Annotated in this window: 15 protein-coding genes; 11 read left to right on the top strand and 4 right to left on the bottom strand. The window is 71.2% G+C overall.

Annotation, left to right across the window (positions count from 1 at the left end):
- Positions 1-13: 13 nt before the first annotated feature.
- Positions 14-883, bottom strand: coding sequence for an anti-sigma factor family protein (locus ACIG5F_RS05205; protein WP_396516105.1), 870 nt, complete (start codon positions 881-883; stop codon positions 14-16).
- On the bottom strand, positions 880-1425 hold the full coding sequence (locus ACIG5F_RS05200; RefSeq protein ID WP_396516104.1) for a sigma-70 family RNA polymerase sigma factor: 546 nt from the start codon (positions 1423-1425) through the stop codon (positions 880-882). The genes ACIG5F_RS05205 and ACIG5F_RS05200 overlap by 4 nt, the downstream gene beginning before the upstream one ends.
- A 178-nt stretch (positions 1426-1603) precedes the next feature.
- Here ACIG5F_RS05200 and ACIG5F_RS05195 point away from each other — a divergent pair, with 178 nt between their 5' ends.
- The 10 genes from ACIG5F_RS05195 (at position 1604) to ACIG5F_RS05150 (ending at position 11767) form a co-directional block, all read left to right on the top strand.
- Complete coding sequence (locus ACIG5F_RS05195; protein WP_396516103.1) at positions 1604-2125, top strand: hypothetical protein; 522 nt, start codon at positions 1604-1606, stop codon at positions 2123-2125.
- Entirely contained in the window at positions 2122-2910 is a 789-nt protein-coding gene (locus ACIG5F_RS05190) for a DUF4142 domain-containing protein (protein ID WP_396516102.1), read from the top strand. The genes ACIG5F_RS05195 and ACIG5F_RS05190 overlap by 4 nt, the downstream gene beginning before the upstream one ends.
- Positions 2911-2925: 15 nt before the next feature.
- Positions 2926-4392: a DUF1996 domain-containing protein gene (locus ACIG5F_RS05185; protein WP_396516101.1), complete on the top strand. Its 1467-nt coding sequence runs from the start codon at positions 2926-2928 to the stop codon at positions 4390-4392.
- Positions 4393-4895: 503 nt separating this feature from the next.
- Positions 4896-5621 (top strand): DUF998 domain-containing protein, encoded by a 726-nt coding sequence (locus ACIG5F_RS05180; RefSeq protein WP_396516100.1) that lies wholly within the window; start codon positions 4896-4898, stop codon positions 5619-5621.
- Entirely contained in the window at positions 5618-6547 is a 930-nt protein-coding gene (locus tag ACIG5F_RS05175; protein ID WP_396516099.1) for a DMT family transporter, read from the top strand. The genes ACIG5F_RS05180 and ACIG5F_RS05175 overlap by 4 nt, the downstream gene beginning before the upstream one ends.
- Entirely contained in the window at positions 6544-7818 is a 1275-nt protein-coding gene (locus tag ACIG5F_RS05170; protein WP_396516098.1) for a glycosyltransferase, read from the top strand. Before ACIG5F_RS05175 ends, ACIG5F_RS05170 begins: the two co-directional genes overlap by 4 nt.
- 151 nt (positions 7819-7969) lie before the next feature.
- On the top strand, positions 7970-8317 hold the full coding sequence (locus ACIG5F_RS05165) for a hypothetical protein (protein WP_396516097.1): 348 nt from the start codon (positions 7970-7972) through the stop codon (positions 8315-8317).
- A gap of 6 nt (positions 8318-8323) precedes the next feature.
- Positions 8324-8653, top strand: a complete 330-nt coding sequence (locus tag ACIG5F_RS05160) for a hypothetical protein (protein ID WP_396516096.1) — start codon at positions 8324-8326, stop codon at positions 8651-8653.
- Positions 8654-8754: 101 nt separating this feature from the next.
- Positions 8755-11097 (top strand): accessory Sec system translocase SecA2, encoded by a 2343-nt coding sequence (secA2, locus tag ACIG5F_RS05155; protein ID WP_396516095.1) that lies wholly within the window; start codon positions 8755-8757, stop codon positions 11095-11097.
- A gap of 10 nt (positions 11098-11107) precedes the next feature.
- Positions 11108-11767, top strand: coding sequence for a class I SAM-dependent methyltransferase (locus tag ACIG5F_RS05150; RefSeq protein WP_396516094.1), 660 nt, complete (start codon positions 11108-11110; stop codon positions 11765-11767).
- A 200-nt stretch (positions 11768-11967) separates the two neighbouring features.
- On the opposite strand, the gene ACIG5F_RS05145 is transcribed toward ACIG5F_RS05150, so the two are convergent.
- Positions 11968-14208 (bottom strand): tetratricopeptide repeat protein, encoded by a 2241-nt coding sequence (locus ACIG5F_RS05145; protein WP_396516093.1) that lies wholly within the window; start codon positions 14206-14208, stop codon positions 11968-11970.
- A complete protein-coding gene (locus ACIG5F_RS05140; RefSeq protein WP_396516092.1) occupies positions 14208-15371 on the bottom strand; it encodes an NAD(P)/FAD-dependent oxidoreductase in 1164 nt (387 codons plus the stop codon). Before ACIG5F_RS05140 ends, ACIG5F_RS05145 begins: the two co-directional genes overlap by 1 nt.
- Positions 15372-15389: 18 nt before the next feature.
- Between ACIG5F_RS05140 and ACIG5F_RS05135 the strand changes: the two genes are divergently transcribed.
- Positions 15390-16883 (top strand): FGGY-family carbohydrate kinase, encoded by a 1494-nt coding sequence (locus ACIG5F_RS05135; RefSeq protein ID WP_396516091.1) that lies wholly within the window; start codon positions 15390-15392, stop codon positions 16881-16883.
- The last annotated feature ends 60 nt before the right edge of the window (positions 16884-16943 follow it).

Raw genomic sequence — 16943 nt, 5'->3', positions numbered from 1 at the left:
CGGGGCGAGAAGTTCAGACGTCGACGTCGAGGATGTCGGGCCCGCCCTCGCGGGCGAACTCCAGCTTGGCCAGGTCGGCGCGGGAGATCGCGACGTTGCCGTCGATGCGCAGCGGCTCCGGGTTGCCGGGCATGCCGTAGCCGGTCGAGTTGACCGTCCAGCTGCTCACCGCGCGGCGGGTGCCGTCCTTGGCCACCGCGTAGAGCGTGCAGTCCAGCGGGCCCTTCACGCCGGCCAGCGTGAACGACACGTCGGTGCCGTGGTCGTTGCCGGTCAGGCCGATCTTGGCGTTCACCGGGCCGTTGCTGGCCTGGATGGTCTCCGCGGGCCCGCCGCCGAAGGCGCCGGTCAGGCCCAGGGTGAGCAGCGGGCCGCCGACGATCAGCACGGCCGCCGCGGCCGCGGCCAGCCAGCCGGTGCGCTTGCGGCGGCGCCGGGCGTCGGCGATGTCGACCATGACGCCCTGCAGCACCTTGTCCTCCGTCCGCGGCGGCGAGGGCAGCTGCGGACCCGGGCGGAAGTCGGACAGGTTGGGCATGCCGCCCACGGGCTGGCGCGGGCTGTGCCGGGGGCCGCTCGGCGGGGCGGGCGGGCCGCTGGGGAACGGGCTGGTGTTGCCCAGCATCGACGGGGGAGTGCTCAGGCCGGAGCCGGGGGCGATGTTGCCGTGGGCCGGGCCGCTCAGGTCGTCGCCGAGCAGGTCGGCCAGCAGACCGCTGCCGCGGACCTGGTCCAGCAGCGACGGCAGGCCGGACAGCTCGTTGAGCTCGGCCTGGCAGCGCGGGCAGGTGGCCAGGTGCCGCTCGAAGGCCGCGTTGTCCGACTCCTCCAGCGCGCCCAGCACGTACGCCGCGACGTCCACGTGGTCGGTCGGCGATGTCATGTGGTCATCCCCCGATCCTGCAGGGCTCGCCGCAGGGCCCGCAGTGCGTAGTACACCCGGCTCTTCACCGTGCCCGGTGGCACCCCCAGGACCTCGGCGGCCTCGTTCACCGACCGGTCCTTGAGGTATGTCTGGAGGATAGCCTCGCGGTGCTCGGGAGACAGGCTGCGCAGCGCCTCGGCCACCACCATGGCCGACAGCGCCTTGTCGGTGCCGTCGGGCACGGCCACCATCTCCAGCGGCCCGGCCTCGGTCTCCGGCGGCCGCGCGCCCTTGCTGCGCCGGCCGTCGATCACGATCCGGCGGGCGACCGTGAACAGCCAGGCCCGCAACAGGCCGGGGGCGTCGTCGAGCTTGTCCGCGTTGCGCCAGGCCCGGAACAGCGTCTCCTGGACGACGTCCTCGGCCCACTGCTGGTCGCCGCCGGTGAGCCGGAGGACGTGGCCGAACAGGGCGCCGCGATGTTCCTGGTAGAGCGCGGTGACCAGCGTCGAGTCCCCGCCGGCGGCGTTGGCCGCCACGGGCTGGTCGCGTCTGGTCATTCGGTACCGCACCACGGGAGACATCTTGATGCCACGAACGTGTTTGCGGAAGTGCACTCTACGTAGCAATTGGTCACAGTCAACTGTGAATGTGAGCGGTTGCACCCACAAGTGAGCCGAATCCGAGCGCGCTGAGTACTTAGTGGCGACCCCGCACCTCGCTCGAAAGGACGACACCGTGCACCTGAGCCACAGCCGTGGCCGGTTGATCGCCGTCGCCGCGCTGGGCCTGCTGCCGCTCGCGTTCACTTCCGCGTGTGCGGGCTCCCAGGCGGCCACCGCGGCCGAGGCCGTCGCCACCCCGGTGTACACCACCGACGCCGACGCCCCGGCCAACAACGCCACGCTCAGCGTGGCCAACGCGGGCATCGGCAAGATCGTCGTGGACGACCAGGGGTTCACCCTCTACATGTACTCGCACGACTCGGCCTCGCCGCCCAAGGCGACCTGCGACGGCGAGTGCGCGCTGACCTGGGAGCCGGTCTCGGCCCAGGACGGCTCGGTCACCGTCGAGGGCGTCGGCCAGGGCCTGGTCGGCGAGGTCACGCGGTCGGACGGCACCAAGCAGATGACGCTGGGCGGCTGGCCGCTCTACCGGTACGCCCCTGACCAGAAGCCCGGTGACACCACCGGGCAGGGCCAGGGCGGGATGTGGTTCGCCATCGGACCCGACGGCAAGAAGGTGGCGGCCACGTCATGATCACCAGGGTCCTCGCGCTGCTCGCGGCCGCCGTGCTCGCCATGATGTCCCCGATCATGGCGGCGGTGGCGCACGCGGCGGCTCCGGGCGAGACGACCCAGGGTGATCAGAGCGTCAGCCAGAGCGACCAGGACGTGCTGACGATGGTCATGCAGTCGGGCATGTGGGAGATCGCTGCCGGCGGCATGGCCCGAAACCAGGCGCAGGCGGCCGCGGTGCGAACCGCGGCCGCCACGCTGGTGGCCGACGACACGGCACTCAACCAGCAGGCGGCCCAGGCCGCCGAGAAGCTGGGGGTGCAGCTGCCCGGCCAGCCCGACGACGACCAGCAGGGCTGGCTCGCCCAGCTGCACGACGAGGCGGGCGCGACGTTCGACCACGACTACGTGAACCTGGTTCGCCAGGCGAGCGGAAAGGTGTTCACGGCTGTCGCCGCGGCGCGTGCGGGGACGAAGAACGATCTGATCAAGCAGTTCGCTCAGGGCGCGGTGAGCACGGTCATGAAGCACATGACCGTGCTGGAGGACACCAAGTTGGTGGACTCCGCCGCGCTGTCCGATCCGGCCCTTCCTCAGACGACCGATCAGGCGCAGGGCGGCTCGCAGGCCGCCCAGGGCGCCGGCGCCACCCCGACAACGGCGTCCGCGGTCCAGCAGTCCACCCCGGCGACCACCGCCGTCGACACCCGGCCCTCCCCGGCCGTCGTGCTCGTCGGCGTGCTGCTCATCGGCGTGTTGGGCTGGGGCACCGTGATGATCATCCGCAGGGTCGTCAACTCCGCATGACGAGGTGAGAATTCAGTGTCAGGAAAACTCAGGACGCCCTGGTCGCGCGGGACGCGGCTGACCGCGGTGATCGGCGGCCTCGTGTTGGCCGCCGGATCGGCCGTGGGCATCGGTGTCGCCGCGGGCATGGGCGACTCGTTCGCCGCCACCGGGGGTGACTCGCCCGAGATGGCCAGCGTCCAGGCCCTGCTGGCGAAGGCGCCCAACCCGGGCTCGAACAAGATCGGCCCGTTCGCCAACGACTTCATCGACATCAAGAAGGTCCAGCCCAACCGCAACACCAACACCGGTGGCGCGAGCGGCACCTTCACCGAGGACTGCGGCACCAACCAGGACAACCACCACAACTCCGACAACTTCATCGTCACCCCGGGCGTCGACCACGGCGCCCTGCACGTGCACGACTACGTCGGCAACCGGACCACCACGGCCCGCTCCAACGACCGCAGCCTGGCCGCCGGCGGCACCACCTGCGCCAACGGCGACAAGTCGACGTTCTTCTGGCCGGTCATCCGGGTCAAGCAGGAGCCCAACGGCAAGAACAACAACCAGCAGGGCCCGGACAAGGGCAACATCGGCCGGCTGGTCGAGCCCAACCAGGTGACGATCAAGTTCAGCAGCGCCGGCGCCAGCAAGGTGACCGCCGCCCCGCAGTTCCTGCGGGCGATCATGGGTGACGCCAAGGAGGTCACCAACGGCCCTGCCAACGCCAAGGCCACCTGGACCTGCACCGGCTTCGAGAACCGGGTCACCAACAAGTACCCGGTCTGCCCGCAGGGCAGCGCGGTCGAGCGGATCATGCAGTTCCCGTCCTGCTGGGACGGCAAGAACACCGACTCGGCCAACCACCGCACGCACATCGTGTTCCCCAAGGCCAACGGGCAGTGCCCCAAGGGCACCAAGGCCGTGCCGGCGCTGGAGTACGACCTGGTCTACCAGTCCGTGCCCAACGGCTCGGTGTTCGCGGTGGACGGCTTCGACGGCCAGCTGCACAGCCCGGCGACCGACCACGCCGACTGGGAGAACGTGATGAACACCCAGCAGATGAACGCCGTGGTCGGCTGCATCAACAACGGCCAGAAGTGCGTCAACCAGGGCCAGGGCGGCGGCAACGGCGGCAACACCGGTGGCAACACCGGCGGCGGCAAGGGCGCCACCGGTCAGCCGGCGTCCACCGGCAACCAGCGCGTGACCTGCCCGGACGTGCGGGCCAAGATGCCGGCCATCCCGGCGTCGGTGCAGTCCTCGGTCAACCAGGACCTGGACCAGATGGACAACTTCCTCAACGACGCCAACAACCGCCTCCAGGCGGCCGGCAGCCAGGCCACGCAGGACTTCATCAACAACTCCATTCTCGGCTCGCTGCAGAACAACCGGCAGTTCCTGATCAACCAGATCCTCAACCTGTTCAACCAGGCCAAGGCCGCGCAGCCGCAGGGCAACCTGCCCTCGATGGCGGCCTGCTCGATGACCAGCAGCTGACCCTCACCCCTGAAGGGCGCCGTCCCGGCCCGCGGCCAGCCGCGCGGCGCCCACCCTGCGAACGCCCCACCCGACAGCCAGTCGGGTGGGGCGTTCGGTGTTTTACGTCTATTTCTGCCAGGGGTGAACGTGGAGTAAACCGGTAGGCAACTTCCGCAAGGTGTCCGGTGAACACGACAGGATAGTGATAAGGGATTGACTGAGAGAACGCTGAGATACGCCAAGATCAACTTTCATTCCGAAACCTGATCGTGACCTGAATTAAATGTGATCCGTATCACACTCGATAGTGTGGCGCGCCACGTGGTCGATCCTGTCGTTGGGCTGTCGGTCGGGCAGTACGGTGCCGCTGACCGGGGATTCGCTGGCGCGGTCCCCGGCCGAGGGGCCCGCCACCTGCGCCGGGTGGTGTTCGGCTCCGGTGGTCCGGGGGTTTTCCCCACCCCTAAACCAGGGGTGTCCCCCATGGACCCGTGTGTGCGGATGAGGTGAGAATCGACGGCGTGAGCGACCAGGCGGCTGGGGGCCGAACCAGGGACAGGCGTCGGACGTGGGCGCTGCTCGCGATCGTCAGCTTTGTCGCCGCGCTGCTGCCGATGGTGTACCTGCACCTGGAGTCGAGCGGACAGCTCAATCCGATCAGGCACACGATCAGCGACTATGTGTTCGCGAAACAGGGGTCCAGGTATTTCGACACGAGTCTGATCGCGCTGGCAGTGGGCTCGGTCGCGCTGATGGTCGGCCTGGCCGGGGTGGGAATTGTTCGGGGGACGCTGCTGACCGTGCTCGTCACCGTGTGGTGTGTCGGTCTCGTGGTCGCACTGCTCTTTCCGACCGACCCGAGTCCGATGGTGTCCTCGATTTCCGGCACCGTGCACCGGTGGGCCGCGATCTTCTTCTTCCCGTGCCTGTCCGCGGCCGGGTTCATGCTGGCCAGGCGCTGCCAGCTGACTCCGGGGTGGGAGCGGTTCGCGCCGGTCGTGCTGCGCCTGTCGATGGCCAGCACAATCGTGCTCGCCACGTTCGCGGGAATCCAGCTGGCCATCAACGAGCCCGATTGGCTGCCGTTTCTCGGATTCGTGAGAAATTACCTCGGCCTGGCCGAGCGTATACTCTTCGGCATCGACATGGCGCTGTTGTTCGTACTGGGCATGGCGTTGTGGCGGGGCGCGAGGCCGGCGGTGGAGCGCCACCAGGAGGCCGGCCTGGTCGAGGGTGGTGCCCGATGATCCCGCTCGCGATCGCACTGGCGGTGCTCGGGGCCTGCTGCAACGCCGTCTCGGCGAGGTTGCAGCACGGCGGCCTCAGCGAGAGCACCGACGAACGCGGCCTGCGGCTGGCCACCGTGCTGCGGCTGGCCCGCCAGCCGCTGTGGCTGGCCGGCATCGCCATCGCCGCCGCCGGGGCCGGGCTGCACGCCACCGCCCTCGGGCTCGCGCCGCTGTCGGTGGTCCAGCCGATCGGCATCCTGGCCTTCGCGCTGACCACCGTGATGTCGGTGCGCATCGAGAAGCTGCGACTGGACCGGGTGGCCATCGGGGCGGTGGTGGCCAGCACCGTCGGCACCATCGCGTTCGTGCTGCTGGCGGCGACCGGGGCCAAGGCCACGGTGGTCGCGCCGGACACCGAGATGCGGGCCACCGTGCTGGTCGTGGGCGTGGTCGGCGGCCTGTCCGCCATCGCCGCGCTGAACACCGGCGCGATCCGCTGCCTCGGCTTCGCCACCGCGTCCGGCATCAGCTTCGGCTTCGTGTCCCTGCTCATGCGGGGCACGCTCCAACAACTCACCGAGGGCGGCCATCCCTTCCCGCTGCCCGAGGTCATCGGCATCGCGGCCGGCATCGTGGTCGGCGGCTGGCTGGTCCAGCACGCCTACGCCAGCGGTCCGCCCGAGGTCGTCATCGGCTGCCTGACCGTGATCGACCCGTTGGTCGCGGTCGGGCTGGGCGTGGTGTTGCTCGGTGAAGCCACCGACACCTCCGTGCCAGTGGTCGCCGGAGCCCTGACCTGCGCCGTGGTCGCCGCCACCGGCGTGGTCGTGCTCACGCTGCGTCGACCGAAGTCAACACCGCCAGCTAATACAGTCGTCGACGGCGACCGGCAGCTTGTCGCGCCCGGGATGACGACCCAGCACTACGACGGGAGTACGAAATGACCTGGTCCCAGGTGCCCGATCGGCACGAGGCGGCCTCCGGACTGCGCATCGTGATCGGCGCCGAGACCTTCCCGCCGGACGTCAACGGGGCGGCTCGGTTCACCCACCGGCTCGCCGTCGGCCTCGCCTCCCGGGGGCACGAGGTGCACGTGATGTGCCCGGCCCCGACCGGCCGGCCGTCGGTGGAAGAGGTCGACGGGGTCACCGTCCACCGGTTCAAGGCGTTTCGCACGCCGTTCCACCCGTCCTTCCGGGTGGCGTGGCCGTGGCCCGCGCAGAAGGCGATGGCCCCGCTGCTGGCCGAGATCAAGCCGGACATCATCCACGTCCAGTCGCACTTCCTGCTGACCAGGGCGCTGATCTGGCAGGCCGAGCAGCTGCGGATCCCGCTGGTGGCGACCAACCACTTCATGCCGGAGAACATCCTCGGCCACATGCGGATGCCGGTGGTGCTGCGCTCGCTGGCGTCCAAGCTGGCCTGGTGGGACCTCACCCGCGGCTTCGGCAACGCCGCCGTGGTCACCGCGCCCACGCCGCGCGCCGTGCAGCTGCTCATGGACAACGGCCTGCCCCAGCAGGCGCGGGCCATCTCCTGCGGCATCGACCTGGACCGCTACGTCGACCGGGCCGTCTCGCCCGACGACGAGCACCGCACCGTGCTGTTCGTCGGCCGCCTCGACGAGGAGAAGCGGGTCCACGAGCTGATCAGGGCACTGCCGCTGATCCCGGCCGAGCTCAAGGTCCGGGCCGAGATCGTCGGCGACGGCAGCAAGCGCGAGGCCCTGGAGCAGCTCGCCGGCCAGCTCGGCATCGCCGACCGGGTCACCTTCCGCGGCTTCATCTCCGACGAGGAGCTGCTCGACGCCTACGCCTCGTGTGACGCCTTCTGCATGCCCGGCATCGCCGAGTTGCAGAGCCTGGCCACCATGGAGGCCATGGCCGCCGGCAAGCCCGTCGTCGCCGCCGACGCCATGGCCCTGCCCCACCTGGCCCGGCCCGGCCGCAACGGCTGGCTCTACCCGCCCGGCAACGTGCCCACCCTGGCCGCCCGCCTCACTCAGCTGTTCTCCGACGACGCCGAGCGGGAGCGCATGGGCAAGGAGAGCCTGGAGATCATCGGCACCCACGGCGTGAGCACCACCCTGGCCACCTTCGAGGAGGTCTACGCCGAGGCCATGTCCGAGTCCCGCCGCCTCACCCACCTCGCCGACCACCCCCGCCTGCCCGAGCAGGCCGGCTCCCCCCGCGAGCGCGCCGAGCGCTCCGCCTGACCGGTCACTCAGCGTCGCGGCCTTCGGGCCCGTTCCTCGCGTTTCTTGCGGGGAACGGGCCTTTTTGTCACCTTGAGTGATTGCACTCGATCGGCTGTTGTTTCGGGGGTGCGCACTGCGGTTGTGCGTAATACTCTGTATTACGTTGGTGGTGAGTGACGATCTCTATGACGGTGTGCCGATCGGGTTCCTGCCCATCGATGTCGTGCACGTGCCCGACCCGACACACCTGCGCCGCTCGCTGCGGTACCCGGGTGCGGTGGACATCGCGCCCGAACACGCTGTCCAAGCGGCGCTCGATCCGCGTCGGCTGGTGGCCCGGGACCCCGGGTCGCGGACGAGGGAGGCGATTCGGATCGTGGGTCGCTCGCGTGGCATGGGACGGGTGCTGATCGTGGTGGTGGTGCCGGAAGACCATCCGCCGACCGGTGTGTGGCGCGTTGCCACCGCGTGGCCGGCGGACCGGCGGACGCGGGCGATCTACATGGAGAGGGCGTGACGGACGGTGGATGACAGGTTGGAGCAGGCGGCGCTCGACGCCGAGGCGGCGCGGGACGTCGACGTGGAGTGGAAGCGGCATCAGGTGCCGCCGAGGAATCCGAGCGCGGTCTACAGCGTGCGGATCCCGGTGGACCGGATCGAGCAGCTGCGGCGGGTGGCGGAGGAGCGGGGGATGCAGCCGACGGCGTTGATGCGGACGTGGGTGCTGGCGCAGTTGGACGCGATCGACGACGAGGAGCGCGAGCGGCAGCAGGAGTGGGAGCGGGAGGTCCTGCTGACGATGGCCAGGCTGAAGGAGTTGTTGGACGAGCAGCCGCTGGCCGACACGGCGTAACCGGGCAAAAGGGGCGTATGGGGGAGACGGGGGCGATCTTGCGGGTGGTTGGGGTCGGTCGACGGGCGCGGCGCGGGGTGTCGGGATGGTAAACAGGTGCTGTGGCGGGGGAGCGCAAGAAGCGCCTGACGACCGGGTTCTGGCGGCTGCTACAGGGCCGTGCGGTTGCTCGTGAGACGAGCAAGCTGCACGCGGTGGTGGCCGCGGCTGGCGCGCGCGAGGAGGAGCTGCGGGAGCTGACGGACGAGCAGCTGACGCAGGCGGCGGAGAAGCTGCGCAAGGACGACCGCAGCGACTACGACGACAAGGACCTCACGCAGCTGCTGGCCCTGGGCCGGGAGGCGGCCCGCCGCACGCTCAAGGAGCGGCCGTTCGACGTGCAGCTGACCACCACGGGCTGGATGCTCAAGGGCCGAGTGGTGGAGCTGCCCACCGGCGAGGGCAAGACCCTGGCCGGCGCGATCACGGCGGCGGGCTACGCCCTGCACGGCTGGCCGGTGCACGTGGTGTCGGTGAACGACTACCTGGCCCGCCGCGACGCGGAGTGGATGGGCCCGCTGTACGCGATGCTGGGCGTCACGGTGAACTGGATCAGCGGCGCCTGCGACCCGGACCGCCGCCGCGAGGCGTACGCGGCGGATGTCACTTACGCCTCGGTGAGCGAGATCGGCTTCGACGAGCTGCGCGACCACACGGCGACGAAGGTCGAGGACCTGGTGTCCCCGGTGCCGGGCGTGGCCCTGGTCGACGAGGCGGACTCGGTCCTGGTGGACGAGGCCCGCGTGCCGCTGGTGCTGGCCGGCGCGGCGGCGGCGGGCGAGCCGGACCGGGAGCTGCCGGACGTGGTGCGCCTGCTGCGCGCGGGCATGCACTACGAGATCGACGACGAGCAGCGCAACGTCTACCTGACCGGCGCGGGCGCGGAGGCGGTGGAGCGCGCGCTGGGCGGCATCGACCTGTACTCGGCCGAGCATGTGGGCACGACGCTGCCGCGGGTGAACGTGGCCCTGCACGCGGAAGTGCTGCTGCGCCGCGACGTCGACTACATCGTGCGCGACGGCAAGGTCCAGCTGATCAACCCCTCCCGCGGCCGGGTGGCCCGGTTGCAGCGCTGGCCCGACGGCCTCCAGGCGGCGGTCGAGGCCAAGGAGGCGCTCGCGGCCAGCGAGACCGGCGAGGTGCTGGACACCATCACGGTCCAGGCCCTGCTCAAGCGCTACCCCAAGGTCTGCGGCATGACCGGCACCGCGCTGGCCGCGGCCGACCAGCTGCGCACCTTCTACGACCTCCAGGTGGCCGAGGTGCCGCCGAACGCGCCGTGCGTCCGCGTGGACGAGCCGGACCGCATCTACGACACGGTGATCGACAAGAACGCGGCCATCGTCGAGGAGATCGTCAAGGCGCACGAGACCGGCCGTCCGGTGCTGATCGGCACCCAGGACGTGGCCGAGTCGGAGGCGCTGGCGGCCCGGCTGGCCGAGGTGGACGTGCCCTGCGTCGTGCTGAACGCCAAGAACGACGCGGAGGAGGCGGCGATCGTCGCCGAGGCCGGCCAGTACGGCACGGTCACGGTCTCCACCCAGATGGCCGGCCGCGGCACCGACATCCGGCTCGGCGGCGCGGACGGCGCCGACCACGAGCGGGTGGCCGCGCTGGGCGGCCTGTACGTGATCGGCACCGGCCGCCACCACAGCTCCCGCCTCGACGACCAGCTGCGCGGACGCGCCGGCCGGCAGGGCGACCCCGGCCGGTCGGTGTTCTTCGCCAGCTTCGGCGACGACATCGTCACCCAGTTCGCCGCCGACGAGCCGGGACCGGGCAAGATCGAGGAAGGCGGCCGGGTCACCGACAAGCTGGCCCCGCACACCATCGCCCACGCCCAGCGGGTGGCCGAGGCCGAGAACCTGGAGATGCACGCCAACACCTGGCGCTACAACCAGCTCTCGGCGCAGCACCGCAAGATGCTCGGCGAGCGCCGCGACCAGCTGCTGCGCACCGACCTGGCGGCCCAGGAGCTGAAGAAGGCCGCGCCCGACCGGTACCGGGAGGTGCTGGACAAGGTCGGCGAGGAGGTCCTGGTCGAGGCGGCCCGGCAGATCGCGCTGCTGCACCTGGACCGCGGCTGGGCCGAGCACCTGGCCATGCTGGCCGACCTGCGCGAGGGCATCCACCTGTGGGCGCTGTCCCGGGAGAGCCCGATCGCCGAGTACCACCGGGCGGCGATCCCGGCGTTCAACGCGCTGTTCCGGGTGGCCGGCGAGAAGACCGTCGAGACCTTCGAGACGGCCAAGATCACCGAGGACGGCGTGGACCTGTCCGGCGAGGGCCTGTCCCGGCCGACCGCGACCTGGACCTACCTGGTGCACGAGAACCCGTTCGGCTCGGACCTGGAGCGCAGCGTGCGGGGCGTGGGCCGGCTGCTGGGCGGGAGCGCGAGGCGGTAGCGTCCCGGCGGTGGACCTGACCACCGCCATCGAGCTCTACCGCAAGTACGCCGACGACCTGGCCGCCGTGCGCGAGCAGCAGCGCCGGCGGCTGCCCGGGATTCGAGCGCAGCTCGACGACATCGAGGCCGAGCTGACCTATCTGCGGCTGCGCGAGCTGCGGCCGGCGACCGTGGTGGAGATCGGCGCCTTTCACGGCTGGTCCACCACCTGGCTGCTGAGTGCGTTGCGGGACAACGGATCCGGGCGGCTTCTGTCGTACGACGTGGTCGACCATGTGCTGGAGTCGGTGCCGGCCGACGAGCGCTGGACCTTCACCAAGGGCGATGTGAGGAAGGCTCAGCTGCCGGCGGAGATCGACTACCTGTTCCTGGACGCCGCCCACAGTGCGCGCTTTGCCCGTTGGTACATCGCCGAATTGTTCAGCCGGCTGAACGCCACGCCGGTGAGCGTGCACGACGTGTTCCACGGCCGGCGGACGATGCCGTTCAGCGAGGGTGCGGTGTTGGTTCGTTGGCTGGCCGAACACGGCATCGACTTCTTCACGCCCTCGGCCCGGCGTGCGCCGGAAACCTTTGCAGAACTGCTTGCCGTGAAACGGGAACTCGGACTGGACGAGCCGCTGCGGCCGGGCCGGGACAATCCGATGGTCTTCTTCACAGTGCCGTGACACACCGGAAACGGGTAGCCGCCGACGGGCAGGGCCACCCCCAGTGGACCCGCCCGCCGACGACGGCACCGCGCCCACCAACTATGACGAACGCGGCTGTGCGGCAACAGTGTTGACGAGTTGAGCAAAAGTGGAAACACCCGATCGTCGGTCGGCTGGTGTCGCCTGCGTCACCCGGAACCGGACGAGTCGTGCTCGGGTTAGCCCAGCGCGTCGAGTTCGGCCCGGACGTCGCGGGCCTGGCGGTCGTCGACCTCCTCGTACAGCACGAGCGCGGCGCTGAGCGACTCCCGCGCCTCGTCGGCCCGGTCCAGCTCCCGCAGCACGATGCCCCGCCGGAACAGGGCGCTCGCCTCGATCATGCGGTTGCGCACGTCCCGGGTCGCGACCAGCGCCTGGTCCAGGCTGTCCAGCGCGCGGCCGGCCTGCCCGTCGGCCAGGTAGACGGAGGCGATCTTCAGCAGCGTCTCGGCCTGGTCGGCGGCGTCGTCGCTGTCCTGCGCGACCCACAGCGCCTCGTGCAGCGTGACCAGCGCGCCGTGGTGGTCGCCGCGCAGCCGCCGGACCTCGCCGAGGGTGGCCATGGTGGTGACCTCGCCGTGCCGGTCGCCCAGGTCGCGGAACAGGGCCAGCGCCTGGTCGGCGGTCGACTGCGCGGCATCGGGTTCACGCTGGTCGACGGCCAGCAGCCCCAGTCCGGCCAGCGTCCACGCCTCGCCGTGCCGGTCGCCGATCTCCCGCCGGGTGGCCAGCGCCTCCTCGTACAGGCGGGTCGCGGCGTCGAAGTCGTGCAGGCGGTGCTTGGCCACGGCCAGGTTGGTCTGCACCCAGGCCTCGGCGAACCGGTTGCCCTCGGCCCGCGCCGCCTGCGTGGCCAGCTCGTGCGTGGCCAGCCAGACCCCCAGCGGCGTGCGTAGCCGGAAGTAGTCCCACGAGGCGATGCACAGCCGCCACGCGGTGCCGGGCAGCCCGTAGGCCATGGCCGTCTCCATCACCGGCACCAGGTTGGCGACTTCCCGGTCGCACCAACGCAAAGCCGCCACCGGGGTGTCGAAGTCCAGTGGTGTCACGGTCGGCCCGGCGGCCGGCACTTCAAGCATGTGCACGCGGAACGGGGCCAGCGCCTCGTTCGCGCGCTCGGCGGTGCGCAGATACCAGTCGGTGAGCCGGACGGCGGCCTCGTGCCGGGACTGCTCCGTCTCCTCGGTCTGCACCAGCTCGGCGGCGTAGACGTGCAGCAGGTCGTGCATGCGGTAGCGGTCGCGCTCGACGCCCTCGACCAGGTGCACGCTGGCCAACCGCTCCAGCAGCCGGCGGCCCTGCACCGGGGAGACGCCGGCCAGCGCGGCCGCCGCCGGCGTGCTGATATGGCCGCGTCGGAAGACACCGAGCAGCCGGAACATGCGGGCCGACTCGGCCGAAAGATCCCGGTACGACCAGGAGAACACCGATCGGACGGCCAGCGAGTCGTCGGTGGCCAGGCCGTCCAGCCGCTGCTCGTCGGCGTCCAGCTCCTCCAGCAGCTCGTCCACCGGGTGGTGCGGGTGGGTGGCCACCCGCTCGGCGGCGATCCGCAGCGCCAGCGGCAGATGCGCGCAGTGCTTGGCCAGCGCGGTGATCGCGGCCGGCTCGGCGTCCACCCGGTCGTCGCCGATCACGTTGCGCAGCAGCAGCCGCGACTCCTCGCCGGTCATCGGGCCCAGCGTGACCTGGCGGGCGTTGGTGCGCATGGCCATGCCCGACAGCCGCCGCCGGCTGGTGACGATCACCGCGCAGTAGCCCGAGCCCGGCAGCAGCGGCTCGACCTGCACCGAGTCGGCGGCGTTGTCCAGCACGATCAGCAGGCGGCGCTGGTTGACCAGGGACCGGAACAGCTTGGCCCGCTGCTCCTGGTCGGCCGGCATGGAGTCGGTGGCCACCCCCAGCGCGGCCAGGAAGTCGCCGAGCACGTCGGACGGGCGGGCCGGGCCGCCGTCGGGGGAGTAGCCGCGCAGGTCCACGTACAGCTGGCCGTCGACAAAATCGGTGGCCACGTCGTGGGCCAGCTTCAACGCCAGCGCGGTCTTGCCGACGCCGGGCGAGCCGTCGACCGCCACCACGGCCGGCGTGCCGAGCTGGCGGTCGTCGACCAGCGCCTCGTGCAGCTGGCCCAGCTCCCGCTCACGGCCGACGAACCGGGCGGCGGCCGCCGGCAGCTGGGCCGGCCGGGCCGGCACCGCCTCGGTCGCCAGCGCCATCAGCCGGCCGCCGGCGTCCAGCACCTGGTCGCAGCGCCGGGCCAGCTCGGCCGAGGGCGGCGTGCCGTTCTTGACCTTGCTCAGCCAGCTCGGCGTGTAGCCGACGCGGTCGGCCAGCACCCGCCAGGACATGCCCCGGCTGGCGAGCAACCGCTCCAGCTCTGCGCCGAATTCAGAGCCGGCCGCGAAGGCTGAGCTAGGCATCACGGCATGGGGGACTGGTCGACCACGGCCTGCCGCAGCTTGCGGATCTCCCGTGGCAGGTTCCAGCCGACGCCGCCGGTGACGACGCCGTCGCGGCCGTAGAGGGCGGCGAACTTGCGCTCGCCCGGGTCGCCGGCCACCACCCGGTACTCCAGGCCCTCGCCGACCACGCCGTAAGCCTGCACCTTGGCGTCGTACTGGTCGGTCCAGAAGTACGGGACCGGGGCGAACTCCTGGTCCGCGCCGAGCAGGTTGCGGGCCACCGCCATGCCCTGCTCGGTGGCGTTCATCCGGTGCTCCAGGCGCATCCGGCCGTAGCGCGGGTGCGCCCAGTTGGCCACGTCGCCGGCCGCATAGACGTTGGGCGCGGCCAGGCAGCGGCTGTCGCAGACCACGCCGTTGTCCACGGTCAGGCCGGAGCCGGCGAGCCAGTCGGTGACCGGCGTCGCGCCGATCGCCACCAGCACGCAGCCGGCGTCGAGCACGCTGCCGTCGGTCAGCCGGACCCCGGTGACACGGCCATCTGAACCGAGGAGTTCAGTCACGCCGGTGTCCATCAGCACCCGCGCGCCGTTGTCCCGGTGCAGCTGCTCCAGCAGCTTGCCGACGGTCTCGCCCAGCTGGCGGGCCATCGGCACCGGCAGCGGGTCGACCAGCGTGACGTCCAGGCCCAGGGTGCGGGCGGTGGCCGCGACCTCCGCGCCGAGGAAGCCGGCCCCGATGACCACGGTCTTGGGCTGCGTGAGGAGTTCGGTGCGCAGCTGCACGGCCTGTTCGAGCGTGCGGAGGAGGTGCACGCCTTGGAGATCGTGGCCGAACGGCAGCCGCCGCGGCGCGACGCCGGTGGCGATGACCAGGCCGTCGTAGCCGACCCGGGCGTCATCGGCCAGCACGACTTCGCGGGCGTCCAGGTCGAGGCCGGCGGCCGGCGCGCCCAGCCTGAACTCGGCGTTCAGGTCGGCGATCTGCTCGGCCTTGCGCAGTTGCGTCTTCTCCGGCTCCCACTGGCCGGCCAGCACCTGCTTGGACAGCGGCGGGCGATCGTAGGGCGGGTGCGCCTCGTCGCCGATGAGAGTGATGCGGCCTTGGTAGCCCTCACGGCGCAGCGTCTCGGCCGCCGTCAGGCCGGCGGCCGACGCGCCGACGATCGCGATCTGATCCATGTCGACGAGGATAGGTGGATGTTCATCGGCATCGACATCGGAACGTCGGCATCCAAGGGAGTCCTGGCCGCCGAGGACGGCACGGTTCGGCACCGGGTGAGCCGCCCGCACGCCGTCTCCACGCCCCGGCCCGGCTGGTTCGAGCACGACGCCGAGGACGTGTGGTGGCGGGACTTCGTGTCCATCGCTCGGGAATTGGTCCAGACAGCCGCCGGTGAACGCCTGAACGGACTGGCGGTGAGCGGCATCGGGCCGTGCCTGCTGCCGGCCGACGCCGACGGCGCGCCGCTGCGGCCAGCCATCCTCTACGGCGTCGACACCCGGGCAACCGTGGAAATCTCGCAACTGACGGACCTGTTCGGAGGTGAGGAGATTCTCCGCCGGGGTGGCTCGCCGCTGACAAGTCAGGCGGTGGGGCCGAAGCTGCGCTGGCTGGCCGTGAACGAGCCTCACGTCTGGGCCCGGACCCGGATGCTGCTGATGGCCTCGTCCTTCCTGGTGCACCGGCTGACCGGGCGGTACCTGCTGGACCACCACTCGGCCAGCCAGTGCTCGCCGCTGTACGACCTGGGCCGGCGGGAGTGGGCCGCCGACTGGGCCGCCGTCGTCGCGCCCGGGCTGCCGCTGCCGGAGCTGGTGTGGCCGACCGAGGTGGTCGGGCATGTGACCAAGGCGGCCTTCGAAGCGACCGGGCTGCCCGAGGGGCTGCCGGTCACCGCCGGCACCATCGACGCATGGGCCGAGGCCGTCAGCGTCGGCGTCCGGGAGCCCGGGGACGCCATGGTCATGTACGGCACCACCATGTTCATGGTCCAGGTGGTCGACCAGCCGCGGCCGCATCCGGGGCTGTGGACCACTTCCGGCGTCTTTCCTCTCACCAGCACCCTGGCCGCCGGCATGGCGACCTCCGGCGCGGTCACCGACTGGCTGCGGGGTCTGGTCGGCGGCACCTTCGAGGACCTGGTGGCCCGGGCGGCCGATGTGCCGGCCGGCAGCCGGGGATTGCTGGTGCTGCCGTACTTCGCCGGCGAGCGGACCCCGCTGTTCGACCCGTCGGCCCGGGGCGTGATCGCCGGCCTGACCGTGTCCCACGGCCCGGGTGAACTGTACCGTGCAGTTCTGGAGGGCATTGCCTACGGCGTGCGGCACAACCTGGAGGCCATGACCGAGGCCGGCGGGGCCGCCCGGCGTCTGGTCGCCGTCGGCGGCGGCACCCAGGGCGGGCTGTGGACCCAGATCGTCTCCGACGTCACCGGCCTACCCCAGCAGCTCACCCGCGAGAGCATCGGCGCCAGCCTCGGCGACGCCATGCTCGCCGCGGCCGCCGCCGGCGTTGACGTGACAACCTGGAACCCGGTCGAGCGCACCGTCCACCCCGATCCTTCGGGCCCGTACGAGGACTACTACGCCCACTACCGCTCGCTCTACCCCGCCACCCTGCCCACCGCCCACTTCCTCGCCGCCCAACAACACCGCGCCGCCGGGAACGGGCCATTCCTCCACTCCGAGTAGAGGAATGGCCCGTCCCCCGCCATCCCTCCAAGATCAAGGGACCGATCCTGGCGTCCAACG

This window comes from Kutzneria sp. NPDC052558, assembly GCF_044547355.1.
Taxonomy (GTDB): domain Bacteria; phylum Actinomycetota; class Actinomycetes; order Mycobacteriales; family Pseudonocardiaceae; genus Kutzneria.
The sequence above is the reverse complement of the archived record's forward strand: the minus strand, read 5'-3'. Positions and strand labels throughout refer to the sequence as shown.

Bases quoted from the DNA above. Each gene is read 5' to 3' on its own strand.
- ACIG5F_RS05205 (WP_396516105.1), bottom strand. From the start codon at position 883: ATGACATCGCCGACCGACCACGTGGACGTCGCGGCGTACGTGCTGGGC.
- ACIG5F_RS05200 (WP_396516104.1), bottom strand. From the start codon at position 1,425: ATGACCAGACGCGACCAGCCCGTGGCGGCCAACGCCGCCGGCGGGGAC.
- ACIG5F_RS05190 (WP_396516102.1), top strand. From the start codon at position 2,122: ATGATCACCAGGGTCCTCGCGCTGCTCGCGGCCGCCGTGCTCGCCATG.
- ACIG5F_RS05175 (WP_396516099.1), top strand. From the start codon at position 5,618: ATGATCCCGCTCGCGATCGCACTGGCGGTGCTCGGGGCCTGCTGCAAC.
- ACIG5F_RS05170 (WP_396516098.1), top strand. From the start codon at position 6,544: ATGACCTGGTCCCAGGTGCCCGATCGGCACGAGGCGGCCTCCGGACTG.
- ACIG5F_RS05145 (WP_396516093.1), bottom strand. From the start codon at position 14,208: ATGCCTAGCTCAGCCTTCGCGGCCGGCTCTGAATTCGGCGCAGAGCTG.
- ACIG5F_RS05140 (WP_396516092.1), bottom strand. From the start codon at position 15,371: ATGGATCAGATCGCGATCGTCGGCGCGTCGGCCGCCGGCCTGACGGCG.
- ACIG5F_RS05135 (WP_396516091.1), top strand. From the start codon at position 15,390: ATGTTCATCGGCATCGACATCGGAACGTCGGCATCCAAGGGAGTCCTG.